The following is a 24974-nucleotide window of genomic DNA, read 5'->3' as shown; positions in this document are numbered from 1 at the left end:
GCAAACTCATGTTCGCATTCAATTATTTTCGTACGCTTTTTTTACATAATTTTCGACATTTTTATTATTCAAAAAAATGAAGTTATGCACATAATTCCTTTCAAAGCATCAATTTGTTCACATTATTCCACACTTGTCCACAGTTTTGCAATTTTTATACACAGTTTTTGTGGATAACTATTAACACTTGATTTACTTATCCTCCCTTCAACAGACAATTTTTTTATTAACATTATCCACAATTAACTTGTTGATAACTTGTTTAATAGTTTGTGGAATAGTTAATGTTTTCTACCTTTTATGCCTTCATTTATTTATTATCTTCAGACAGCTCAATCCATATTATGTAAATTATTTTATATTTTTTTTAATTCCTTTACTCAACAAAAATTTTTTAATTCATTCAATAAATCTGTTAAAAAAATAAAGACACGAGTACGTTTTTACCCATGTCTTATTTATACTACTTTAATTGTCCCAAAATTGGTACATTAAAAAAAAAGAGAAAATACTTTCTCTTTTTCTTCTCTATCACTAAATTTATTATCATAAAAAACTTAGAATTTTAAAACAAACTAAATTTATTACTTTTGTGACTTATTATAATCAGCCATAAATTTAGCTATACCTGCATCTGTTAGTGGGTGCTTTATCATTTGCATGATAACACCATAAGGTATAGTTGCTATATGTGATCCTGCCTTTGCAACATCTAGAACGTGCATTGGATTTCTTATACTTGCTGATATTATTTCTGTATTTAATCCATAGTAGTCAAATATTTGAGCTATATCTTCTATAACTTGAATTCCACCATTTCCTATATCATCAAGTCTTCCCATAAATGGACTTACAAAGCTAGCTCCAGCTTTTGCTGCAAGAAGAGCTTGTTGTGCTGAGAATATTAAAGTAACATTAGTCCTTATTCCTTCTTTGGAAAGTACACTAACAGCTTTTAATCCCTCTTCACACATAGGTATTTTTATAACTATGTTTTTATGTAGTTTTACCAGTTCTCTTCCTTCTTGTACCATCTTATCAGCTTCAAGACTTATAACTTCTGCACTTATAGGTCCATCAACTATTCCACATATTTCTTCAATAACCTCTTTTAAATCTCTTCCTTCTTTAGCTATTAATGATGGATTTGTTGTAACTCCATCTAAAACCCCTAAAGCTGCAGCCTTTCTAATTTCGTCTACATTAGCGGTGTCAATAAAAATTTTCATACTCTTTTCTCCTTTCACTGGTCACACTGTGTAACTTATTCATGCCTATTCCCATCGGCATGTTACCCCTTTTGAGTCCGTAATCTTTTACATTACTTATGCATATTATATCATGGTACTTTTTTTTTTCAAATTTAGTATGACCATTATTAGGCTTTTAAACCTTGTAATATTGGTAACATTAAATATATTACATATGCTATTTAGACCTCTTTACAACTACTATCATTAGATATAACCATACATTAATATCAATATCCTAATGCTATATGTGATATCTATAGTTTTTAATCTATACTATTCATAATTGTGCTATACTCAAAAAATATTTTTTCTATCAATTTTCTATAGTGATTTTTCTCTTCTATTTTATTCTCATATAATCTCTTTCCTTCCAAGTCACAATAAGCTAATACTAATATATATGGAACATATTCCTTATATTTTTCAAAAAACTCCTTCATTATTAGTTCGCTCTTATCACTTTTACTTATATTAAGAGGATACATATGAGCCTGTATACAATTTATAATTAAATTCTTAGCTTCGCTTGGAAAATTGTACTTAGTACACACTTCCTCCATTATTTCAGCTCCAAAAAATTCATGATTCTTAAAGCTTACACTATCCCCTATATTTTTATAAGCCCTATATTTTCCTATATCATGAGTAAAAGCTGCAAGAGACATATAATCCCCAATTGAAAAACCACTAATACTCCTGCTGAACATTTCATTGCTTATTCCTCTTATAATAATTTCTCCTCTCAAAAATGCCTTAAAATTCTTATATACATAATTCATATGTGTGAAGGCATCATCTATATGGTACTTGCACTTTCCTACAGTCTTTAATTCGTTCATATAGGGCAACAATTCAATTAGAACATTTTCTTTATCCCAAATTTCAAAAATTATTCCAGCACTATCATCATGAATGCTTTGCATTATATAGTTAAAAATATGATTTACATTTATATTAGCTGCTTTTTTTTCAAAAGAATAACCCATTTATTCACCCGCTTTTATTTATATTAGAATTTTATTTCTTTTATTATAACGTTAAAGAAAAAAAGTTAACACCAGAATTATGAAAGCCTTTACTTAAAAAAATTACTTAAATTTTACAATAGCTGCATATCGGTTACCATATTTTATGCAAATTTTATACTATTTTAATTAAATTAATTATATTTTTAGCCAATTTTATGTTTTTATTATGATATTTCATTTACATTTTGTATCAATTATAAGAATAATTATATCTTATAGACAGCTAAACGTTAATAGTGTACAAGCCTTCGACATTAAATATTTCTTTTATCCATATTATTACTATTTTATTTGTAGCTGCAATAAAACATATTTATTCCAATATAAGTAAGTTAAACATTGATAAATCAACACTTTTGCTCTCTATATCCCTTGATTTATCAGTGTTTATAGCATTAGTAAAAATTTGTATATTTTTATAAAAAAATATTGACATTTGAATTATATGGTAGTATATTAACTATAGATGGAATTTGATAAGAAATTTGTAATTTTATCAAAAAACATTTAAATCAGATATTGACTTTTTATGACACATTTGTTATTATTTAATTAAAGATATGTCGAAAGATGTAATTTACAGGAGGAAAAAAATTATGAAATCAACAGGCGTAGTAAGAAGAGTAGACGAATTAGGAAGAATAGTTATTCCAATCGAATTGAGAAGAACTTTAGACATTGCTGAGAAGGATGCATTAGAAATCTATGTAGACGGAGAGCAAATAATATTAAAGAAGTATGAACCAGCTTGCATATTCTGTGGTGATGCTAGAGATGTTATTAACTACAAAGGTAAGAATATCTGCAAAGCTTGTATGGCAGAATTAAAGAACGATAAGTAATTGCATTTACCCACTTTTTCAATAGATAAACTCACTCTATCCCCGCCTCACAGAGAAATCTGTGAGGTCTTTGTTTTTTTGTTCTATAGTTTCTTTTTTAATACATTTCAGCACAATCAGCATAATATTTATTCATCAAAAAGAAGGATATATAAATAAACAATGTTAATATGCCAAACAGAGCCGTAAAGCTTAGTGCTTGTAGATTAAAACTACTAATCATAATTTTAATTAACTTCATTGGACTGGTTACTATCTCCCAGCTATTTATTCTAACAAACCTTCCCAAATAAATAGCAAACCCGCTTAATACTGAAATTATAACAACAAAAACCCACCCTATAAAAGTGTTGTATTTTTCCCTTATATATTTGTGCATAATTGATAGGGACACATAGCTCAACACTAAACCAATAATGATAAAAATACTTATCAAAAAGAAGTTATACCATATGGCAAAATTTGAACTTGAGATTTCTCCATATACTATGTCCTCATAAAATCTATACCTTGATAAGTGAATGAAATCAGTTAGTACATAAGGTGCATTAGGGTAGAAAATAATCCATAATAAACCAACTAAATAACCACAGGACTTGTATTTAAATTTAATATTTGTACAAATCAAGCTGAAATACAGTGGAAGCCACGCTAAAAATACATTCCATATTAGAAAAATATAGCCTATGGACCTAGTATAAACAATTCTAATAAATACAAACATGCCGGCTACTATTGTTAACATAATAAGCCTAATTGTTAAATCATATAAACCTCTATTTGACTGCTTTAAAAATGCTAACATATCTTTTCCTCCAGATTATAAATAAAAGTATTTATTTTAAACTTAGTTATATAATAACAATAACTACCACACTCTGGCAAATGAAGCAAACTCCAATATGTTATTATAACAGCCTAGTTTCAACAGTTTATAAATATGCAAAAAGCTATAAGGCAAATGCCTTATAGCTTTTATAATAACCTTTATAAATTATTTAACTCTTCTTGCAGCACAAAAATCTGATCTTGTAAGTGCAGATACTTTAACTACATCACCAGTTTGTGGCGCATGTATATATGAATTATTTCCAACATATATACCAACGTGATGTGGTGCAGATGCACTTCCAAAGAACACTAAGTCTCCTGGTTGAAGCTGATCTCTTGAAACAGCCACTCCTTCATCTACTTGATCATAGGTGGTTCTTCCTAGACTTATTCCAAAATATCTATATACGTACTGAACAAATCCAGAACAATCAAAACCTGATGGAGTTGTTCCTCCCCAAACATATGGAGTTCCTAAAAAGTTTGATGCATAAGCAATTATTTTATCATTTGAAGGATTAACTGCCCCTCCTCTAGAAGGATTTACCTTTGAAGCAGCATCCCTTATTCTCTTAATCTCAGCTAAACTTGCATTAACTACAGATTGTGATGCATCAACCTTTGAAGCAAATAATCTTTCTTGGCTTTTTAAATCTTGTACAAGCTTATCCTGATCTGCCTTCTTAACATTAAGGTCAGCTAAAGTCTTCTCATTATCAGCTTTAAGAGCAACAAGCTTTTCGTTTTCAGCTGTTAAATCAGCTTTCTTTTTATTAATCACTTCCTGCTTGTCCCTTAATTCTTTAATGACCTTTTTATCTAATTCGTTTATCTTCTTTATAGCTTCTACTCTTGAAATAAAGTCTGATATACCTTTAGATTCAAATATAGCACTTAGATAACTGCTTGTACCATTTATGTACATAGCTCTGACTCTGTCATTGAATAATTCTTGTTCTGCTTTAATATCATCCTCAGCCTTAGCAACATCTTTTTCTGCTTGCTTTATATCCTTTTGAGTAGAGTCTATCTTTTTCTTAGTATCATTAAGCTGTCTCATAGCAGCTTCTATTTTAGTGTCCAGCATCTCTATCTGATTGGATAAATCATTTCTTTTATCCTGAACTTGCTTTAAATTCGCCTTGTCCTTTTGTAATTGGCTCTGTTGTGTTTGAAGGTCTTGCTCTGTTGGCTGAGCCAAAACTGAACTACTAACACTAAATACTAATCCTACTGCTACCAAAAGAGATAGTATCTTTTTGTTCAAAGTAACACCCCTTTCCTCAGCGGAAATTCCACATTTTATCTAATTATTACTGTATTTCTCTCTGTTTACAAATGTCGCTTAAATCCGCTATTATTATTATAACATCAAATTCTAAAAAACAACAATGGTAAATTTGGCCTTTCTGTTAAAAATGCAATTTATACCACAGTGCTACCTAATATTATACGCTTATACAGCTAAATTTTACAGGGTACTTCTAAATTTTTATTACACTTTTTTATTTTAAAGACAAAAAAATATGGCCCTGCTGGCCATATTTTTCTATAACTCCAAGGAATACCTATAAACTTCAGACTTTGGCAAATTTCTGTCCTTAGCAACTTTTTTAATAGCGTCCTTTTTACTTAGCCCCTCTTCAATATACTTTTTAATATGCTCTTCTACAGACAAACTATCCCACTTAGCCTGAGCTTCCTTCATTATTTCCTCTTGCCTTTTGCCTTCAACCACAAGTACATATTCTCCTCTAGGAGAATTCTCGGTATAGTACTTTATAGCATCACTTAACGGAAGCCTTATTATTTCTTCATGCAGCTTTGTGAGTTCTCTGCAGATTGATATTTTTCTATCTCCAAGATGCTCCTCTAAAAATTCTAGTGTATCTAAAAGCCTATGTGGTGCCTCATAAAATATCAAAGTCTCTGTTCTATCTTTTAAATCTTCTATGATAGGTTTTCTATCCTTATTTTCTCTCGGAAGGAATCCTCTAAACAAGAACTTTGTTGTATCAAGGCCTGAATACACAAGTGCAGTAGTAATAGCCGTAGCCCCTGGCAGCACTTCAAAACTTATCCCCGCCTCAATACATTTAACTGCAATTACACTGCCAGGATCAGAAATACCCGGAGTGCCTGCATCAGTTACTAATGCTATACTCTTTCCTTCTCTAAGAATTTCAATTAAATCTTCACTCTTTCCCTGCTCATTATGCTGGTGATAGCTTATAAGGGACTTTTTTATATCAAAGTGATTTAAAAGTTTTAAACTCTGCCTTGTATCCTCCGCCGCTATTAAATCTACACTATTTAAAACCTCAAGTGCTCTTAAGGTTATATCCTTTAAGTTTCCTATAGGAGTAGGAACTAAATAAAGTTTTCCGCTCATCTAAACACCTTCTCTTCCGTATATTTTATTGATTTCATCTGAGTAGCCACCTTGATCATTATATACATAAAGAGGTGCTTCCCACTTTAAAAACTTTCCTCCATCTCTCTGTCCTTCAATTAACACAATATTAGGAGCCTTTTTGGTGTTTGGATGTACCATTCTTATGACTTTAGGCTCAATTTTATGCTTTCTCATAAGACATAGAATATCTGCTAGTCTCTCTGGTCTATGCACCATAAACATTCTAGCATTATCCTTTAGAAGTATTCTACATGCTATAATTACATCTTCTAAAGTGCAGCACACTTCATGTCTAGCTATAGCATTCTTGTCACTAGGATTAATTATGCCTGAATTTTGGAGCTTATAAGGAGGATTAACAGTAACAACATCAGCTTTTTCCATTGACTTTAAAAGCTCTAAATTTTTCAAATCCCCGTTAATAAAGCTAACTCTGTCCTCCAGTTTATTATACTCTACGGACCTATTTGCCATCTCTACCATTTCATCTTGAATTTCTAGGCCGGTAATACTTTTGACCTCTGTCTTCCCAGCTAAAATGAAGGGTATTATCCCTGTACCTGTACAAAGGTCTACAGCCTTCATTCCTTTTTTAACCTTTGCAAAGTTAGCAAGTAATACTGCATCTACCCCAAATCTAAAAGCTTCTTTTTTCTGTATTACATGAATTCCATTTAACTGAAGGTCATCTAAGGTTTCATCCTCTTTTAAAAAATACATAACATCACTCTTTCTAATATATTCACAGCACCATTCTATATCAATAATAGTACACTTAAAACCTATTAATTTTTTCCTTAGGTTACTCTAATCAAGTTATATTATATATTATAGAACAAAATAAGGGTAGTTAGCCAAATAATTTGACTTACTACCCTATACTTTTTCAACAATAAATACTCTTAAAACAGCCACAGCTGCAGCCTTTTGAAGTTGTTAGATTGTAAAATGCCTCTTCTGACATACATTTTCCTTGCTTCTTTATTGCTTCAATAAAGGAAAAATCTACGTTTCTTTCACCCTTCCAGTGTATACAAGCTGCACATACCTTCTCCTTTTTACCATAAGTACTCAAATTCCCCACCCCGCTTATAAAAACTAGATATAAATCTTTCGTGCATTTCATTATATGCGGGAGTTATTAAAAACATTACTACTTTTAAATTTCCGTATAAAAAACCGCACCTTGTTTTTGCAAAGTACGGTTCTTGTTATTGTTTATTATTTTCTACTTCATTATACTTACTACTCATAATAATAATATCAACTCTACGGTTTCTAGCTTTTCCATCTACAGTGTTATTATCCGCTATGGGCCTGAATTCTCCATAGCCTAAAGCCGATACCCTTTGAGGAACAATTCCAGATTGTGCTATTAAAAGCTGAGCAACATTACTAGCTCTAATAACCGATAAATCCCAATTTGATTTATACTGATAAGTACTTATTGGAACATTGTCCGTATGTCCTTCAACCCTTATATAATTGTCACTTACTGCCTTCATGTTAAGTATTTTACCTATATCTACAAGCTTTTTAACCTCATCTGTCTTGATATCAGCCTGACCGCTATCAAAGAACAGTGAATCCTTAAAACTTAGTACAAGTCCTCTTTCTTCTACCTTGGTATCTACGCTCTGTGAAAGTCCATTTTGCTGAAGATATTGATCTACCTGCTTTTTTACTTCTTCCAGTTTGCTTTTTTCTTCTGCTTGTACAACTTCTGTGTTAGTTGGCTGCCAATCCTGGTCCACGGCCACTCCCTTGTCTACACCAATAATGTTTTTTCCGCCACCGCTGCCCATTGCTTTATTTAATCCACTTGCTATTTGCTGATATTTTTGCTTATCTAAATTACTCATAGAATACATTACTATAAAGAATATCATAAGCAGGGTTATTAAGTCAGAATAGGTAAGAAGCCATCTTTCATTATTGTCATGTCCTTCTTCACGCTTCTTCCTTCTCATGCTTCCACCCTCTTATCTAAGGTTTCGTACTTAGCAAGCTCCTCCTTGTTCAAGAAGCCCTTAAGCTTTTCTGCAATAGTATTAGGATTTACTCCCTCTTGAATATAGAGTATAGCTTCTATTATTAAACTCTTTTCGGTAACCTCTTCTTTATCTATATTCTTAAGTCTTGAGCCTATTGGAAGCCATAAAAGGTTTGCGCTGGCAACACCGTATAGTGTAGCTATAAATGCAGTAGCTATACTGCTTCCAAGCTCATCTGGATTGCTTGTTGACAAAGATCCAAGTACGTGTACAAGACCCATAACTGTACCTATAATACCCATAGTAGGAGCATACCCTCCTGCTGAGTCAAACATTGCCGCACCTGACCTATGTCTTTCAGAAGTCATATCTGCCTCTAGCTCTAATATATCTCTAACAGACTGAGGTTCTACACCATCTACTACCATCTGAAGTCCTTTTTTAATAAAAGGATCTAGCTTTTCATCTGCAGATATTTCAGATTCAATACTCAAAAGTCCGTTCTTTCTTGTCTTAAAGGCTAAGTCTTTAAAATAAGCTATTAACTCTGGCAATTCTTTTTTATTTGTTTTAAATGCTATACCTATTACTTTTCCTATTCTCTTTAAATTCTCTATAGGGAAAGAAAGCATTACAGCAGCTATAGTACCACCAAAAACTATCATAGCAGCCGTTGGTGAAAGTAAAGCGCCCACTGTTCCTTTTTCAAAAATAAATGCTATTATTAAACACCCAAACCCCAATATTATCGCTATTATACCTGACAATTTTCTTCCTCCTCACCGCAAAAACAAGTTTGTTCTCTATAAATAATATTCGTATGACATTAATTATTCTTTAGTAGTGGCAAATCTTTTCACCAAAACTTATATTTCTCCATGTTTTGATTTTTATATTAAATGCCTGGTTTTTAAATGGAAACTTATCAATTTTCTACAAGCATCATCATATATTTTAACTTTATAGTAACATGATAAAATTGGATATTGACTTTTTCCATTTTAAATAAGATTATATAATTAACTAATTTTGTCTTATAATCTATAAATTTTACATAAAATAATTACAGAAACTATTATTATGGGAGTAAGGTGATGTGCATGGAAGATAAAAATTATAAAGTAGTAAAAGTCTTTAACAACAATGTAGTTTTGGCACTTCAGGCTGAAGAGGAAAAAATACTTTTCGGAAAGGGGATTGGCTTTGGAAGGCACGCTGACGATATAATAACGAATACTACTGCCATTGATAAAATCTTCGCCATGCAGAATCCTGAAAACCTAAGTAAATTTAATGAACTGATGAATAAAGTAGATGCTGAAACAGTGGCTATTTGTGAAGAAATAATATCTTTCATTGCAGGTGAGTTTAAAGAGGAGTTGGATGAAAAAATACATATTTCTCTTACTGACCATATATCCTTTACTCTAAAAAGGCTTAAAGAAAATGATGAAATTACAAATCCATTTCTTATTGAGACAGAAACACTATTTAGAAAAGAGTACGAAATAGCTCTAAGAGCAGTAGAAATTCTTGAAAAGCGAACTGGGGTGTATATTCCTGATGGAGAAGCTGGCTTTATTGCACTGCATATCCATTCAGCAAGAAATAAGGGTAAGCTTTCAAACACCATAAAGTATGCCTTTTTATCAAGCAGTATAACTGAAATGCTGGAGGATGAACTTGCTATTGAACTTGATAAATCCTCTCTAGATTATGCTAGATTTGTTGTTCATTTAAGATTTGCCATTGAGAGAATAATGAACAACTCACCCATTAAGAACGACTTATTAAATACAATAAAGCGAAAATATAAGGTTTCTTACAAGCTTGCTCAAAAGGCAGCAAAGATAATAGAAAATAGCCTGCAGCTTAAGGTAGCTGCTGATGAGATAGGATATATAGCTATCCACGTAGAGAAGCTTAGGACTTATTCTAAAGAATCACAATAAATAAATATCCCAGTTCATTTTTGAACTGGGATATTTTTATTATAAATTTTTAGGCTATTTAGTTTTGTAGCTTATCATAACATCCTTACCAGCTCTTACATTATCTCCAATACAGCTCTTTAAATCTTTAGCTATATCAGGATTTGTTATAAGTACTGGCGTTATAAGTGAATATCCTTTTGATAAAATAAGCTCTCTGTCTACCCTTATTATTGGATCACCGGCTTTAACTCTTTGACCTTCTTCTGCTATTCTTTCAAATCCTTCTCCCTCCAAAGCAACTGTATCAAGTCCGATGTGAACAAGAAGCTCTACTCCATCATCTAAAGTAATACCAAAAGCATGATTTGTTCTAAATATAAGCACAAGCGTTCCATCAGCTGGTGCTACTATTGTATCTCCTACAGAATCTACTGCTGCTCCATCTCCTGCTAATCTTTCTGCAAAAACCTGGTCTGGAACCTGTGATAAATCAATTACTTTTCCATCTACTGGCGCTACTAAATTATGTGCTTTTTTAAAGAATTCAAACATTCTAAAAACCTCCTGATTAAGCAATCAATCTTTATAATTTTACTGTAATCTACGTTATATAACAAAAAAAGCACGAGTACAGAACTCATGCCTGATTTAACAGTTACACGTTATACAAATAATTATAGTTACCTGTTATTATTCTGTCAATATCAAAAAATTTCAATTTCAAAAATATTATTTCACATTTTATTCTCTATCACGAAATGAACTTTTATTAAAAACCTTTACATTTTTTTCAAAAGGCATATTGACATATGTATAGAGCATATATATAATTAAAACAACAACGTAATATTTTTATTTTTTATCAGCGTGTAACCGAATGGGCAAGAGCTGAAAAGGTATTCCTTTTCTGCTCTTTTTTGTTTTTATTAAAACTAAGTCCATTGGTTCACAACATGCCTCATTTTTATTAATGATAAATGTCATGAGCGTACGGCATGATGTTTATCAAAAGAAAACAATTAAAGGAGGGGGAACTTCATTATGATGAAGTATCTACAAAAACTTGGGAAATCATTAATGCTTCCTGTTGCTTGCTTGCCTGTTGCAAGTATTTTAATGGGTATTGGTTACTGGATAGATCCTACTGGTTGGGGTGCTAACAATGTATTTGCAGCTTTCTTGTTACAAGCAGGTGGCGCATTAATTAATAACATGGGAATTCTATTTGCAATTGGTGTAGCTGTTGGAATGTCAGATGATAATGATGGAGCAGCTGGTCTTGCTGGTCTTGTAGCATGGCTTGTAATTACAACCCTATTATCTACAACCTCAGTTGGAATGTTCAAACATATTGATCCTAAAAACGTAGCACCAGCTTTTGGAAAGACTCAAACACAGTTTATTGGTATTGTAGCCGGTTTAATTGCCGCATCTTGCTATAACAGATTTAAAGGAACAAAATTACCTGACTTCTTAGCCTTTTTTAGTGGAAGAAGAAGTGTTGCTATTGTAACAGCAGGGGCATCAATTCTTGCATCTGCAGTGTTATTCTTCATATGGCCAGCTGTTTATGGCGGACTAGTAGCTTTTGGTAAAGGTATAATATCTTTAGGAGCTGTTGGTGCAGGTGTTTATGCATTCTTCAATAGATTGTTAATACCATTTGGGCTACACCATGCACTTAACTCCGTATTCTGGTTTGATGTAGCTGGAATTAATGACCTTGGTAACTTCTGGTCAGGAAAAGGAACCTTTGGAGTAACTGGTCAATATATGACTGGATTCTTCCCAGTTATGATGTTTGGTTTGCCAGCAGGTGCATTAGCTATGTATCATACAGCTAAAGACAAGAAAAAGAAAGTTGTATATGGTCTATTATTTGCAGGCGCACTGTCCTCTTTCTTCACTGGTGTTACAGAGCCAATAGAATTCGCATTCATGTTCTTAGCTCCAGGACTTTATGTAGTTCACGCTGTATTAACAGGTATTTCTGTTGCTGTCTGTGCAGCATTACCAGTTAGAGCAGGCTTTAACTTCAGTGCTGGTTTCGTAGACTGGTTCTTAAGCTTCAAGGCTCCGATGGCACGAAATCCACTTTTACTGCTTGTAATAGGTTTAATATTCGCAATTATTTATTATGTAGTATTCCGTTTTGTAATTACTACATTTAATTTAAAGACACCAGGTAGAGAAGACGATGACTTAGATGGAGAAATGAATGTAAAACTTTCAAATAACAATTATACAGAAGTAGCTGCACTTATTCTTAAAGGTGTTGGAGGAAAAGAAAACGTTACTTCTATAGACAATTGCATAACTAGATTACGTTTAGAAATCAAAGACCAAGCTGTAGTAAATGAAAAGGTTATTAAATCAGCTGGCGTAGCAGGTGTTATAAGACCTGGTAAGAACAGCCTGCAAGTTATAGTTGGAACACAAGTACAATTTGTGGCTGATGAATTTAAAAAGTTATGTAAGTAAAACAATAAATATTAGAGAGGATTTTTATCCTCTCTTTTTCACATATTGTAATTGAATGTGGTTTCACTGGAGGTAAAGAAATATGGCAAAAAGATTATTAGACTGTAATAGTTCTGATTATGCAGCTATGACTAAAAGCGAACTTTTAGAAGCTATTGCTGCAAGCGAAGGAAGAATTGTAATAACGGAAATCATAGGTGTATTACAGCCAGTTCTAGTTAATTTAAGCAATGCAGAGCTTGCCTGTGCCTTTGGTTCAGATATTCTGCTTCTAAACTTCTTCGATGTATATAGTCCGGTATTCAATGGCATTCCTAAGGTTAATGGCGAAGATATAATTAAAGAAATCAAACGTCTCACTGGCAGAATTGTAGGTATAAACTTAGAACCAGTAGACTTGTCACAGGAAACTATAGGTGAAATTCGTCCTATTTCAAAAGGAAGGCTTGCAACAGCTGATACAGCTAAAAAGGCCTATGAAATGGGTGCTAATTTAATCCTGCTTACAGGAAACCCAGGTACAGGAGTGTCAAATAAAGCTATTATAAACTCTCTAAAAGAAATAAATAGTGTACTTAATGATAAAATAATTTTGGCTGCAGGAAAAATGCATGCTGCAGGCTCTCTAAAGGAAGCTGGAGAAAATATAATAAATAAGAAAGATGTTGCTGAATTTATTGAAGCAGGAGCTGACATAATTCTTCTGCCTGCCCCAGGAACCGTTCCTGGAATTACAGTAGAATATATAAAAGATTTGGTTACCTTTATTCATGGTAAAGAAAGGCTTGCCTTAACAGCTATTGGTACATCACAGGAAGGTGCAGATTCTCAGACTATAAAGCAAATAGCTCTGATGTGTAAAATGACTGGTACGGATTTACACCACATAGGCGATGCAGGTTATGCAGGCATAGCTATACCAGAAAACATTATGGATTACAGCATAGCTATAAAAGGAAAGAGACATACCTATACTCGAATGGCTAGGTCTATAAATAGATAACCATAAAAATTTATTGTAATTAAATCAACACTCCATAGTTATATATAATTAACTATGGAGTGCTTAATTTTTTTCATCTCCTATTCACCAACTGAGCATTGCTATGAAACAAAACCCCTTACTCTACTTTTTATTTGTATAATCTTTTATCTTCCACCTCAAAAATATGAAAAGAGTTGGCAAACCAAATACTAACATTCCTGCTATCTGCAGAGAACTATTAGCAGAAGGGAATAACTCTAGAATACCCTCACCAAACATTTCAGAACCAATATAAATTAGGAAAAGAGTAAGCAAATCAAAAACTATCTTAAGGCTTATTTTAATTGCTGCCTTGTATATTAGCATAACCACAACTACAGCTAAAGTAAGTCCTATAATACTGCCAAATATTACGGTCCATATATTTTCCGTCATAGTAGGCAGCGTAAACATAATAATCTCAAAGCATTCTCTAAAAACTGTTAGAAAGATAAATATAAAAAATCCATATCCCGTTGCTTTTACATTATATTTACTTTCTATATTGAGGTCCTCATATTTACTCTGTCTTCTTAGCCAAACCATATAGTAAAGTATAAAGAATGCTAAAAAAATCATTATAGACCCATTAAAAAGATTTTTAGAGTACCCTGTAAGTCTGTTTGCCTGCATTAAAAGAACTGCTCCTGTTAAAATACTAACTCCAAGACCACTTATGGCACCGCCATATATAAACTTTAACAAATCTTTTCTATTTATATTCCCCGCATAGGCTACTAGTGCCATAATAACAACTAGCATTTCTAACCCTTCCCTAAAGGTAATTATCCCTATATTAAACATACCACCACCTCCTTTTATTACATGTTATATAATAAGCTTAAGAAGGTATACATGTTACTTTAAAAATGAAATGTCGATAGAAAAATCTATCGACACAAATAATCATTATTAATTATATGTATATATATCTGAGAACTCAATACTTATCCTTTCCACATTAGTGTGTGAGATGATTTCTTCAGATGGACTATTTTCATCCTCTATAATTTTTACTGGAAGGTTAATAACAAATTCTGTTCCTTCTCCCATAGTACTACTAACATCTATTGTTCCCCCATGAAGCTCCACAAGAGATTTTACTAAGGATAAACCAATGCCGCTTCCTTCCTGGTTTCTTGTTAGGGATTTATCCACTTGAACAAATCTATCAAAAATACTATTTATCTTTTCCTCAGGAATTCCAATTCCAGTATCCTTAACAGATATAGATATACTGCCGCCCTTATCAATTATAAATACTGATATATCATCACCTGGCCTAGTAAACTTAATTGAGTTTGATAATAAATTTAACATGATCCTCTCAATTTTATCAGCATCAAAAGCCATAATCTTTTCCTCTACTTCAGTATCAAATACTAGAGCGACTCCCTTAGCATTAATATACTCCGCTACGGATTGAACTATATCCTCTACAGTGCATATAATATCTCCATTTTTCATGTTTGTTTGTAAAAAGCCTGAACCTAGCTTGGATACATCTATTAAATTATTAATTAATCTTAGTAATCTAAAGCAGTTTTGTTTTATGCTTTTAAGATAATCATTAAATTTTTCTTCATTAACAATCCCTTCACCATTACTAGAGTATACCTCTAGTACCTGAATAGCTCCAAGAATTACATTAAGAGGGGTACGAACCTCATGAGAAATATTTACAAAAAACTCATTAACAAGTTTATTATATTCCCTGCTTTCATTTAAAAGCTTAGTATTCTCTACTGCATCCTTCTTAAGTTCCTCTACCTGCGTGATATCTCTAACTATAGTCAATATCGCAGGTTCTCCTCTATGTAAAAAAAAGGTTCCCGAAACCTCAACATCAATCTTACTTCCATCAGCCTTTTTAATTATTGTCTGAGAAAAGGGTACAGTAATTTTTTCTTCATATATACATCTTAATTTTTTCTCAAAATTACCTTTTTCCTCATCAACAATAAAATCTTTAATACTACTTCCGTATATATCATATTTATTATTCAGTCCAACTATATTTCTAGCCCCTTCATTATAAAATATAAATTTACCGTTACTCTCTGCAAATATTGCATCTCTGGAATTTTCAATAATTAATTTGTAGCACTGCTCACTGCTATTCAAGATTTCTTCTATTTCATTTATATAAGCATTATCCTTTTCAATTATATCATTGGTTTCCCTTAACTCAGAGGTTGTTATTTCAAGACTTGCACTTGTTTCATCCAGCTTGCCATATAGAAGCCTGTAGGGTTCTTTTATGCTCTTTTCAACTATTGCTTTATAAATAAAATAATAGTAAATTATTTTAAGAACATGGCTTACCACATTTTCCATTGAATATTCATTGCTAAAACCAGCAAGCATAAAATCAGAAACCAGCTTTATTATAATAGCCCATTGAATATAGCAGTATAATTTACTCTCAATCTTATCCTCCATCATACTAAAGAGAATAAAGCAGACACATATAGCTATATCAAGCAAAGCTACGCATATGATATTAAAATTAGTGTACCCATGTCCCTCAATAAAAATTGCAGGCAGCTTTTCTTGATAATTCGCTCCATGCAATAATATAATGGCAACTATAGTTGCTCCCAATAGACATGCCTTGGGATTAACTTTTTTATTTCCTCTATATAAAACAACTGTTGCAATTAAAGTAAAGCTTGTTCCAAAAAACCTGGCATACAAGGCAAATAGGCTGCTTAAATTTACCAAGCTGTTTGTATAAAAACCAATATTAAGTAGTGTCAAATTATGAAGCATATAAAATAGTCCATCAAAGCCATATCCAATACCTATTATTAATAGAAAGCTGTTTTTATTTATATGGTAAGTATTTATAGCAATAATAAAAATGCAGGATGTTATTATAACACCAAAGGTTTCTACTACTGTATGAAATAGCATGTAGTTCCTTAATGCAACATGAAAGGTCAAAAATATTATTACCACTGCCACAATTAAAAATTCAATAATACTTTTATCAATTACATAATTTTTTAATTTCTTTCCTAATTTTCCAGACAATTTTTCCATATAGAATTCCCCCCAATACCCTTAAGCGCTAAAATTTCTGGAATAAATTATAATTTTTATGCTAATGCTACATATATTTACATTATTTTATATAGTTCTACATTTATATTAAATTTTCCTCCAAAACTTAGTTAATATTATACTTTTTCATTTTTTTGCAAGATACAACAAAATTATGATATATTAAAAAGGTAATAATATGTATCAAGTAAATAGCACAATAAAGAATTTAACAAAAAAGTTAAAACATAAGAACTACAAAAGGAGGGCTATTATAAATGTACGATTATATTATTGTTGGGGCCGGGCTATTTGGATCTATTTTTGCATATGAAGCTAACAAAAGAGGTAAAAAGTGCCTTGTTATAGACAAGCGCTCTCATGTAGGTGGGAATATTTATACTGCAGAGATAGAAGGAATTCAAGTTCATCAATATGGAGCACATATTTTCCACACTAGCAGTGATGAACTGTGGAAATATGTTAATCAGTTTGCTGTATTTAATAGATACACAAATTCCCCTGTTGCCAGGTATAAGTCAGAATTATACAATATGCCTTTTAACATGAACACCTTTAATAAGATGTGGGGGGTAATTACTCCAGCAGAGGCAAAAGCTAAAATTGAAGAGCAGATTAAGGAGGCAGGCATTACAGAGCCAAAAAATCTTGAGGAACAGGCAATCAGTTTGGTAGGAAGAGACATCTACGAAAAACTAGTTAAGGGCTATACCGAGAAACAGTGGGGGCGCAGAGCAACAGAACTTCCAAGCTTCATAATAAAAAGGCTTCCGATTCGCTTTACCTATGATAATAACTACTTCAACGATACCTACCAGGGAATACCCGTTGGAGGCTATACTCAAATCATAGAGAAAATGCTGGACGGCATAGAAATCCGCCTTGATACTGATTTCTTTAAGCATCGTGAAGAACTAGCTGCTCTTACAAATAAGATTGTTTTCACTGGAATGATTGATGAATATTACGATTATTGCTTTGGTGAGCTTGAATATCGTTCCCTTAGCTTTGAAACAGAAGTTTTAAACCTGGAGAATTATCAAGGCAATGCCGTTGTGAACTATACAGAATTTGAAGTTCCTTATACAAGAATAATTGAGCACAAGCACTTTGAATTCGGATGTCAAAGTAGCAATGTAAATCCAAAAACGGTGATCACATGGGAGTATCCTTCTAACTGGCAGCATGGCGACGAACCATACTATCCAATGAATGATGATAGGAACAATAATTTATATGCAAAATATAAGAACCTAGCAGATAAAGAGGATAAAGTAATATTTGGCGGCCGCCTTGGAATGTACAAATATTTTGATATGCATAACGTTGTAGCAGAGGCTTTAAATTGTGTAAAAAATGAACTTGCAGATTAAATGAAGATATGCCTGAAAACTTGACAAATCAAATTTTCAGGCATCTGTATTTTAAAATAATATATTAATTAAATCCAAAGATTTTTCTTGTTAAGGAATAACCTGATAATATTATCTTTCTTCCAAGAGAACCTTTCATTTGCACTACTAGCCCTAAGAATTTTTTATTTACTTCTTCATATAATTTCTCATTTTTAGTACTTAAATAGTTCCAAAGTTCTTCTTTCTTATCTAGACTTTCTTCTGTATTAGCTTTTAATAAAAGTACTGTACTAATTGTCATCATCATTGTCAAATATTGAGTCATATATTTACGCAGCTTTTTACTTTCTATATCCTTAGGATTAAAGCTATCAATCATTATCTTTGTAACTCTAATCTGCTGATCAATACGTCCTATCATGATTTTTTCATTAACAGATTGATCTTCTCTTCCAATAAAATATCTATAGAGGTCCACATTTACATAGTACATTGTCTTTACGTAGGGCAATGGTTTGAATACAAAAATATTATCAACATAAAAAGTATGCTTAGGAAGCTCTAGCTTACATTGTCTAAGAACCTCTGTACGATAAATAACAGAGTGCATTAGTATATTCTGGCTAGCTTTAAGAAGTCCTAAATCATCCCATGTAAATATCTTTTCTTCTGGCATTGCACTCTTATAATTAATGCTTGTTGATTTTCCTATACTAACTTTTTCATATACATAATTTGCTATAAGCATGTCCAATGATGTAGAAGTGTTAATCATACTTCTTAATACTTCAAGTACCTTTAATAGACTAGCTCTATCAAACCAGTCATCACTATCCAAAACCTTAAAATATACTCCAGTTGCATATTTCAAGCCTGTGTTTACTGCATCTCCATGCCCACCATTTTCTTTGTGGATTGCCCGTATTATATTGGGATACTTTTTCTCATATTCGTCTGCTATTATTGAAGTATTATCCTTAGAACCATCGTTCACAATCAAAATTTCTATATCCTCACTTCCAATTAGCAGCGATTCTATTGCTTTATCCATATAAGCTGCTGAATTGTAGCAAGGTATTGCTACACTAAGAACTTTCATTTATGCCTCCTGATTTATTAATTTTTTTGCCCTATAAAGCTGCAGCTGTAAAGAAAGCTGCCATGTTAGTTCAGCTAACACCACACCAGCAATAACGTCAACTATAACATGCTGTTTTGTAGTTAAGGTTGAAATACTTATCATTACTGCCATAAATAAAGAAAAATATCGATACCAAGCAGGTATAGTCTTATTATTCCTAATACCAATGAAACAATACCAGCTAACTAGTACATGAATTGATGGAAAAAGATTATTAGCTGCATCTGCATTATATAAAAATTTAAGCATGTTGGTAAAAACGCCTGATGTAGTAATATCAGGTCTTATATTAGTTGTAGGAAAAGTTATATAAATAATAAAGCAAGTTAGTTTTCCTAATAAATCTGAAATAGCAAGACGATAGCAATTATCTTTACTTACCCGGCTTACTAATATATAATTAAAAATCCAAAAAAGATAACTACCTAAATAAAATACTACAAATATTGGTACTACTGGAATCCTATCATCTAAATTGGATGTCAAATCATGAAAAACTCTATCTGTATAAAACAAACGCGCCCCTGAATATACAGAAAAATTAACTATTACGCATAAAATCAAAGGCTTTATAGCATATTGGGGTATATATTCATAAATTTTTTTCATTATTTTCATTTTCTTTACCTATATTCCTCTAAGAATTATATTTCCTATAGAAAATTTTCTATATTATTAAGCACCCATTTTCTTAAAGTATAATCTTTTATGTGCTATATAGTCAATATAACTATCACAGTTTTAATATAATTTTAATTTTCTCCTGCAGTATCATAATTGCTTATATAAGAAAAGAAGTGCTGTACGCACTTCTTTTATATAATTTATTATATTAAACTATATCTTAGTATCCTGATTTTGATGCTTCAGTTCCTTCTACTATTGAAATTGAAGCACTTGCTCCTATACGGCTTGCTCCTGCAGCTATCATTTCTTCAGCATCTTTAGTAGTTCTAACTCCACCTGATGCTTTAACTCCCATACGAGTTCCAACAGTTTCTCTCATAAGCTTTACATCTTCAGCCTTTGCTCCGCCAGTGCTAAAGCCAGTTGAAGTCTTTACAAAATCAGCTCCAGCTTCTTTGCTTAATTCACATGCTTTAACTATTTCTTCCTTAGTTAATAGACAGTTTTCTAATATTACTTTAACTAAAGCCTTTTCCTTTGCAGCTTCTACTACAGCCTTTATGTCTGCAAGCACTACATCGTATTGCTTATCCTTCATAGCTCCAACATTTAGAACCATATCTACTTCTTGTGCACCATTTTCAACAGCTTGCTTAGTTTCAAAAGCTTTAGCTTCTTTAGTCATAGCTCCTAGAGGAAAGCCTACAACACAGCAAACCTTAACATCGCTGCCTTCTAATTCTCTCCTTACTACTGGAACTCTAAAAGCATTTACACATACTGATGCAAAGCCATATTCTCTAGCTTCCTTACAAATCTTTACTACTTCTGACTCTGAAGCATCAGCTTTTAATAGAGTATGGTCGATAAATTTTCTTAAATCCAAAGTAATCACTCCTTAAAAAATAATTTATTTATATAACTAAGAATTATTATACTACTAACAATTTATAATATGTAATTTGTGTAACCGCTTACAGTGTTAACATATTAAATATATACCATACTTCCTTTAAAGTCAATATTTACTTTATGCCTCTTGGACTTATATGTGTTTTAAAGAGTTATTTACATTTATATATGCTATACTCAATGAGGAAATTATATAGCTCATGTAAGCGCTAACACATCACACTGGTTTTAACATAACAAAACCTGCGACATTAATCACAGGTTTTATTATAAGAACTCCATATTATTTATTATTGTTTAATAAATGATTATGTTAAACCAACCTTACTTTTAATCAATAAATACCTCTAAGTTTGCACCATTAATTCCTGAGTAAGCTCCTCTCTCCAAGAGATCTTCTCTAGAAGGGTGTACCAGCAGCCATTTATTCTTCATAAATAGAAGCCTATTTTCACCTTGCTTGTCATATTCATGCTGGAGCTTATGATTAGTTTCCTTTGGTGATATAACGATACATTTAAAACCGCTAGGTTCTATTTTACAAGGTGCAAAATGAAGTGTAGTTGCATATAGTTCAACTGCTACTCCTTCTGGAACAAAAAATGCATCTAGGTTTTTTACATCGTACTGCCATTCCTGAATATCCTGTACTCTTCCAAGAAAAAGTAGCATATCAGTAACTGCTATATTTAGTTCACTGCTCTTATGGTATTCAAGTGCATTCAAGTTAGAACTTTTTCCATTGCAGTACCCTACCTGTATAGGCATCTCACCAAAAATATCTTTTTCTATATGTTCTGATACTTCGTCAGCTTTCATAACAGCTTCAGAAGAAGAATAGATAGTTCCCACCTCAGGTATTTCAGTATTATTCTCCATATATTTTATAAGCTCTGTAAAATCATACCCTGTTACAATCCTACCATACTTTTTAAAGGCTAAGTTAGTTACGCCTTTAATATCTAAATGTGGGTTTAGCTCCCTAAGCTCATTCAAGGTCATAACAAACACTTCCTTTTGTTTTTTGTTATTAGTTTTAATCTATTTGAAAATAATATACTTGACTTAAGTTCCTAACTACTTTTTTATCTTTGAACTTATAGCATTATACATTTCTTCTGTTTGCGCTTTATCCTTAAGATTAAGTATTATATATTTTACTTCATCATTTTTTGTAGTTATATAAATGTATGGAGCCTTTCCTGATAATACACATGCTTTAATCTTATCATAGTTTTCTGCTGTATAATTCCCAAGATATGCTCTGCCAAAGAGATCTATTCCATTACTTTTATGGAATCCATTAGGCAATTCATCCTTCAAGGTTATGTCCTGAATCTCATCAATTTTTAGTTCCACTTTATATAAACCAGATATTTTTAAAGTATCATTTTTCACTGTAGGTTTTGCACAATTTATGGCATAAAGAATCACTCCAAAGACCATAGCTACAATAAAAATTGAAAATACAAGCTTTATAAATGTATAATCCTTTTGCTTATAAATCTTCATTATAATTTCTCCTCGTCTTTAAAATACTTTCATCAATTTATTATACTTCAAATTTCATAAAATGTACCCCCTAATTATCCACATTAATGCTTCAAAATTACATTTAAGAAAATTTTTATAATTTATTCCAAAAGTATATTGACATATTTTTTGCTCAGACATATAATAATAGAAAATAAAAACTGTGAAGAGGAAAAGTAAACGGACTACTGTTAAAAGAGAGAGAAACTCATAGGCTGAAAGGTTTCTTGAACAAGTGCTGTTGAAAAACCACCTCTGAGTTGAATGCTGAATTACAGTAAGCATATCCGTTAGCCCACGTTATAGGTTTTGAGTGACAGTGATATTTTTATTACTGTAATTTGGGTGGAACCGCGATAATACTCGTCCCTTTTTTAGGGAGGAGTTTTTTTATTTTTAATTAAATATTATATCTAAAGCATTGATGAGGAAGAGTACGCAATTTACTGTTCTAAGAGAGAGAAGTCCATCGGGTGCAAGGCTTCTTGTGCAAGTATTGCTGAAAACCACCTCTGAGTTGAATACTGAATTTTAGTAGGTATATCCGTTAACCGCGTTATAGGTTTTGAGTGACAGTAATAAATTTTCTATTACTGTAATTTGGGTGGAACCGCGATGATACTCGTCCCTTTTTTAGGGATGAGTTTTATTTTTTTGATTATATTTTAAGGAGGATTTTATTATGAATAATGAAAAAGAACTACTTGCTCTTAGACACACTGCCGCACACATACTTGCTCAGGCAGTAAAAAGATTATATCCTGAGGTAAAACTAACTATAGGTCCTTCCATAGAAAACGGCTTTTACTATGATTTTGATTCTAATGAGACTTTTACTGCAGCAATGCTAGAAGACATTGAAAAAGAAATGAAAAATATAGTAAAAGAAAATTTAAAGCTAGAACGTTTTGTGCTTTCAAGAGAAGAAGCTATGAAACTTATGAAAGAAAAAGATGAACCTTACAAAGTTGAATTAATTGAAGGCATTCCAGAAAATGAAGAGCTTTCTTTCTACAAGCAAGGTGAATTTGTTGACCTGTGTGCTGGTCCTCATGTAGAGTCCACTGGCAAAGTTAAAGCTTTTAAGCTTTTATCTGTTGCTGGAGCTTACTTTAGAGGCGATGAAAACAATAAGATGCTTCAAAGAATCTATGGAACAGCTTTTGCTTCAAAGGAAGAGCTAAAGGAATATTTAAATATGCTGGAGGAGGCTAAAAAAAGGGATCACAGAAAGCTTGGAAAAGAGCTTAAACTATTTGCACTAATGGAAGAAGGTCCAGGTTTTCCTTTCTTTTTACCTAATGGGGTAGTGCTAAAAAATGCTCTGATAGATTATTGGAGAGAGCTTCATAAAAAGTATGGCTATATAGAAATTGAAACTCCAATCATACTTAATAGAGAGCTGTGGGAAACTTCAGGACATTGGTTTCACTACAAGGAAAATATGTATACTGTAAATATTGATGAAGAGGAATTTGCTATTAAGCCTATGAACTGCCCAGGAGGAATGTTAGTATACAAGTCTGAAGCTCATTCCTATAGAGAGCTGCCTATTAGAGCTGCTGAAATGGGAAGGGTTCACAGACATGAGCTATCAGGTGCACTGCATGGACTTATGAGAGTAAGGGCCTTCACTCAGGATGATGCCCATATATTCATGCTTCCAGAACAAATTAAGGATGAAATCAAAGGGGTAATATCCCTGATAGATGAGATATATACTAGGTTTGGCTTTAAATATAAAGTTGAGCTTTCAACTAAGCCAGAAAACTCCATGGGAAGTGCCGAGGATTGGGAGATAGCTGAAAGCGCTCTTCAAGGTGCCTTAGACGAAATAAACATGGACTATAAAATCAACCCAGGCGATGGTGCCTTCTATGGTCCAAAAATAGATTTTCATCTAGAAGACAGCATAGGCAGAAGGTGGCAATGCGGAACTATTCAGCTTGATTTCCAGCTTCCACAGAGATTTGATCTTCATTATATAGGAAGTGATAACGAAAAACATCGTCCTATAGTAATTCATAGAGCCATCTTTGGAAGCCTTGAGAGGTTTATAGCTATTTTAATTGAACACTTCGGCGGCAAGTTCCCAACTTGGATAGCGCCTGTTCAAGTAAATGTGCTTCCTATCTCTGATAAATTTAGCAACTATGCGGAAAGTATTGTTAAACTTCTAGAAGATAAAAATATAAGGGTGTCTCTAGATAACAGAACTGAAAAAATAGGCTACAAAATCAGAGAAGCTAGAAATGAAAGAGTTCCTTATATAATAGTTATTGGTGAAAAGGAACAAGATCAAAATAAAATTTCCTTAAGAAGCAGGAAGAACGGTGAGGAGGGGCTTGTAGAGCTATCAGACTTCATTTCAAGAATTAAAGATGAAATAGATAATAAGGTACTGGAGCTTTAAGAACTTAAATTATAAAAATGCTCATTGAAAAATTTTTTAATACTAATAGTAAAACTTAAGTAACACAAGCTTTTTAAATTCTAATAAACCTCTTTTAGTCTCTTAATCTGTGAGTTATCGGATT

23 protein-coding genes and 2 other annotated features are annotated in these 24974 nt (G+C 32.3%); of the genes, 6 read left to right on the top strand and 17 right to left on the bottom strand.

All coding sequences use genetic code 11. The features are described from left to right. Positions 1-584: 584 nt before the first annotated feature. Together fsa and bsdE14_RS11280 are read right to left on the bottom strand one after the other, a co-directional pair. On the bottom strand, positions 585-1229 hold the full coding sequence (gene fsa / locus bsdE14_RS11285; RefSeq protein WP_264850036.1) for a fructose-6-phosphate aldolase: 645 nt from the start codon (positions 1227-1229) through the stop codon (positions 585-587). A gap of 287 nt (positions 1230-1516) precedes the next feature. Beyond that, positions 1517-2239, bottom strand: coding sequence for an HD domain-containing protein (locus bsdE14_RS11280; protein ID WP_264850035.1), 723 nt, complete (start codon positions 2237-2239; stop codon positions 1517-1519). A 638-nt stretch (positions 2240-2877) separates the two neighbouring features. Between bsdE14_RS11280 and bsdE14_RS11275 the strand changes: the two genes are divergently transcribed. After that, positions 2878-3123, top strand: coding sequence for an AbrB/MazE/SpoVT family DNA-binding domain-containing protein (locus tag bsdE14_RS11275; protein WP_264850034.1), 246 nt, complete (start codon positions 2878-2880; stop codon positions 3121-3123). Positions 3124-3220: 97 nt separating this feature from the next. Here bsdE14_RS11275 and bsdE14_RS11270 read toward each other — a convergent pair whose 3' ends face one another. The 7 genes from bsdE14_RS11270 to bsdE14_RS11240 all read right to left on the bottom strand — a co-directional run bounded on the left by bsdE14_RS11270 (position 3221) and on the right by bsdE14_RS11240 (position 9131). After that, positions 3221-3928, bottom strand: a complete 708-nt coding sequence (locus bsdE14_RS11270; protein WP_264850033.1) for a DUF1361 domain-containing protein — start codon at positions 3926-3928, stop codon at positions 3221-3223. 189 nt (positions 3929-4117) lie between these two features. Continuing rightward, positions 4118-5221, bottom strand: a complete 1104-nt coding sequence (locus tag bsdE14_RS11265) for a C40 family peptidase (RefSeq protein ID WP_264850032.1) — start codon at positions 5219-5221, stop codon at positions 4118-4120. A gap of 282 nt (positions 5222-5503) precedes the next feature. Beyond that, the gene (rsmI, locus tag bsdE14_RS11260; protein WP_264850031.1) at positions 5504-6346 is read right to left on the bottom strand and encodes a 16S rRNA (cytidine(1402)-2'-O)-methyltransferase; all 843 of its coding nucleotides are present in this window, start codon (positions 6344-6346) and stop codon (positions 5504-5506) included. Then, on the bottom strand, positions 6347-7090 hold the full coding sequence (locus bsdE14_RS11255; protein ID WP_264850030.1) for a tRNA1(Val) (adenine(37)-N6)-methyltransferase: 744 nt from the start codon (positions 7088-7090) through the stop codon (positions 6347-6349). A gap of 166 nt (positions 7091-7256) precedes the next feature. Beyond that, entirely contained in the window at positions 7257-7445 is a 189-nt protein-coding gene (locus bsdE14_RS11250; protein ID WP_264850029.1) for a hypothetical protein, read from the bottom strand. A gap of 136 nt (positions 7446-7581) precedes the next feature. Further along, positions 7582-8340 carry a flagellar motor protein MotB gene (locus bsdE14_RS11245; RefSeq protein ID WP_264850028.1) on the bottom strand — a complete coding sequence of 253 codons (759 nt, stop codon included), beginning with the start codon at positions 8338-8340 and terminating at the stop codon, positions 7582-7584. Further along, on the bottom strand, positions 8337-9131 hold the full coding sequence (locus bsdE14_RS11240) for a flagellar motor protein (protein WP_264850027.1): 795 nt from the start codon (positions 9129-9131) through the stop codon (positions 8337-8339). The genes bsdE14_RS11245 and bsdE14_RS11240 overlap by 4 nt, the downstream gene beginning before the upstream one ends. 333 nt (positions 9132-9464) lie before the next feature. Between bsdE14_RS11240 and glcT the strand changes: the two genes are divergently transcribed. Next, entirely contained in the window at positions 9465-10316 is an 852-nt protein-coding gene (gene glcT, locus bsdE14_RS11235) for a glucose PTS transporter transcription antiterminator GlcT (protein ID WP_435382484.1), read from the top strand. Positions 10317-10370: 54 nt separating this feature from the next. Here glcT and bsdE14_RS11230 read toward each other — a convergent pair whose 3' ends face one another. After that, complete coding sequence (locus tag bsdE14_RS11230) at positions 10371-10850, bottom strand: PTS sugar transporter subunit IIA (RefSeq protein WP_264850025.1); 480 nt, start codon at positions 10848-10850, stop codon at positions 10371-10373. 489 nt (positions 10851-11339) lie between these two features. Between bsdE14_RS11230 and nagE the strand changes: the two genes are divergently transcribed. After that, positions 11340-12779: an N-acetylglucosamine-specific PTS transporter subunit IIBC gene (nagE, locus tag bsdE14_RS11225; RefSeq protein ID WP_264850024.1), complete on the top strand. Its 1440-nt coding sequence runs from the start codon at positions 11340-11342 to the stop codon at positions 12777-12779. An 82-nt stretch (positions 12780-12861) separates the two neighbouring features. Next, entirely contained in the window at positions 12862-13782 is a 921-nt protein-coding gene (locus bsdE14_RS11220; RefSeq protein ID WP_264850023.1) for a DUF7916 family protein, read from the top strand. A gap of 123 nt (positions 13783-13905) precedes the next feature. Here the strand turns inward: bsdE14_RS11220 and bsdE14_RS11215 are convergent, their stop codons facing one another. Further along, positions 13906-14607 (bottom strand): FTR1 family iron permease, encoded by a 702-nt coding sequence (locus tag bsdE14_RS11215; protein ID WP_264850022.1) that lies wholly within the window; start codon positions 14605-14607, stop codon positions 13906-13908. Between the two features lie 108 nt (positions 14608-14715). Further along, entirely contained in the window at positions 14716-16848 is a 2133-nt protein-coding gene (locus bsdE14_RS11210; protein WP_264850021.1) for a sensor histidine kinase, read from the bottom strand. A 278-nt stretch (positions 16849-17126) separates the two neighbouring features. On the opposite strand from bsdE14_RS11210, the gene glf reads away from it, so the two are divergent. Further along, positions 17127-18242 (top strand): UDP-galactopyranose mutase, encoded by a 1116-nt coding sequence (gene glf / locus bsdE14_RS11205; protein ID WP_264850020.1) that lies wholly within the window; start codon positions 17127-17129, stop codon positions 18240-18242. 64 nt (positions 18243-18306) lie between these two features. Here the strand turns inward: glf and bsdE14_RS11200 are convergent, their stop codons facing one another. The 5 genes from bsdE14_RS11200 to bsdE14_RS11180 form a co-directional block, all read right to left on the bottom strand. Then, positions 18307-19323: a glycosyltransferase family 2 protein gene (locus bsdE14_RS11200; protein WP_264850019.1), complete on the bottom strand. Its 1017-nt coding sequence runs from the start codon at positions 19321-19323 to the stop codon at positions 18307-18309. Beyond that, positions 19324-19974 (bottom strand): phosphatase PAP2 family protein, encoded by a 651-nt coding sequence (locus tag bsdE14_RS11195; protein ID WP_264850018.1) that lies wholly within the window; start codon positions 19972-19974, stop codon positions 19324-19326. It lies immediately after the preceding gene. A gap of 235 nt (positions 19975-20209) precedes the next feature. Then, positions 20210-20878 carry a deoxyribose-phosphate aldolase gene (deoC, locus tag bsdE14_RS11190; protein ID WP_264850017.1) on the bottom strand — a complete coding sequence of 223 codons (669 nt, stop codon included), beginning with the start codon at positions 20876-20878 and terminating at the stop codon, positions 20210-20212. A 356-nt stretch (positions 20879-21234) separates the two neighbouring features. Next, the gene (locus bsdE14_RS11185; RefSeq protein WP_264850016.1) at positions 21235-21906 is read right to left on the bottom strand and encodes a DUF4867 family protein; all 672 of its coding nucleotides are present in this window, start codon (positions 21904-21906) and stop codon (positions 21235-21237) included. 75 nt (positions 21907-21981) lie between these two features. Further along, positions 21982-22416 (bottom strand): hypothetical protein, encoded by a 435-nt coding sequence (locus tag bsdE14_RS11180; protein WP_264850015.1) that lies wholly within the window; start codon positions 22414-22416, stop codon positions 21982-21984. A 175-nt stretch (positions 22417-22591) separates the two neighbouring features. Further along, positions 22592-22811, top strand: a binding site (T-box leader). Between the two features lie 38 nt (positions 22812-22849). Continuing rightward, positions 22850-23070, top strand: a binding site (T-box leader). Positions 23071-23119: 49 nt separating this feature from the next. Here bsdE14_RS11180 and thrS point away from each other — a divergent pair. After that, a complete protein-coding gene (gene thrS, locus bsdE14_RS11175) occupies positions 23120-24850 on the top strand; it encodes a threonine--tRNA ligase (protein WP_264850014.1) in 1731 nt (576 codons plus the stop codon). Positions 24851-24974 lie beyond the last annotated feature (124 nt).

Source organism: Clostridium omnivorum (genome assembly GCF_026012015.1).
Taxonomy (GTDB): domain Bacteria; phylum Bacillota; class Clostridia; order Clostridiales; family Clostridiaceae; genus Clostridium_AX; species Clostridium_AX omnivorum.
This window is presented reverse-complemented; position numbering and strand designations above follow the sequence as displayed.

Coding starts and splice junctions, on each gene's coding strand:
- bsdE14_RS11230 (WP_264850025.1), bottom strand. CDS start 10,850: ATGTTTGAATTCTTTAAAAAAGCACATAATTTAGTAGCGCCAGTAGAT.
- bsdE14_RS11210 (WP_264850021.1), bottom strand. CDS start 16,848: ATGGAAAAATTGTCTGGAAAATTAGGAAAGAAATTAAAAAATTATGTA.
- bsdE14_RS11185 (WP_264850016.1), bottom strand. CDS start 21,906: ATGACCTTGAATGAGCTTAGGGAGCTAAACCCACATTTAGATATTAAA.
- fsa (WP_264850036.1), bottom strand. CDS start 1,229: ATGAAAATTTTTATTGACACCGCTAATGTAGACGAAATTAGAAAGGCT.
- bsdE14_RS11270 (WP_264850033.1), bottom strand. CDS start 3,928: ATGTTAGCATTTTTAAAGCAGTCAAATAGAGGTTTATATGATTTAACA.
- bsdE14_RS11280 (WP_264850035.1), bottom strand. CDS start 2,239: ATGGGTTATTCTTTTGAAAAAAAAGCAGCTAATATAAATGTAAATCAT.
- bsdE14_RS11215 (WP_264850022.1), bottom strand. CDS start 14,607: ATGTTTAATATAGGGATAATTACCTTTAGGGAAGGGTTAGAAATGCTA.
- glf (WP_264850020.1), top strand. CDS start 17,127: ATGTACGATTATATTATTGTTGGGGCCGGGCTATTTGGATCTATTTTT.
- bsdE14_RS11275 (WP_264850034.1), top strand. CDS start 2,878: ATGAAATCAACAGGCGTAGTAAGAAGAGTAGACGAATTAGGAAGAATA.
- rsmI (WP_264850031.1), bottom strand. CDS start 6,346: ATGAGCGGAAAACTTTATTTAGTTCCTACTCCTATAGGAAACTTAAAG.
- bsdE14_RS11200 (WP_264850019.1), bottom strand. CDS start 19,323: ATGAAAGTTCTTAGTGTAGCAATACCTTGCTACAATTCAGCAGCTTAT.
- nagE (WP_264850024.1), top strand. CDS start 11,340: ATGATGAAGTATCTACAAAAACTTGGGAAATCATTAATGCTTCCTGTT.
- bsdE14_RS11180 (WP_264850015.1), bottom strand. CDS start 22,416: ATGAAGATTTATAAGCAAAAGGATTATACATTTATAAAGCTTGTATTT.
- bsdE14_RS11245 (WP_264850028.1), bottom strand. CDS start 8,340: ATGAGAAGGAAGAAGCGTGAAGAAGGACATGACAATAATGAAAGATGG.
- bsdE14_RS11195 (WP_264850018.1), bottom strand. CDS start 19,974: ATGAAAAAAATTTATGAATATATACCCCAATATGCTATAAAGCCTTTG.
- bsdE14_RS11255 (WP_264850030.1), bottom strand. CDS start 7,090: ATGTATTTTTTAAAAGAGGATGAAACCTTAGATGACCTTCAGTTAAAT.
- glcT (WP_435382484.1), top strand. CDS start 9,465: ATGGAAGATAAAAATTATAAAGTAGTAAAAGTCTTTAACAACAATGTA.
- thrS (WP_264850014.1), top strand. CDS start 23,120: ATGAATAATGAAAAAGAACTACTTGCTCTTAGACACACTGCCGCACAC.
- bsdE14_RS11220 (WP_264850023.1), top strand. CDS start 12,862: ATGGCAAAAAGATTATTAGACTGTAATAGTTCTGATTATGCAGCTATG.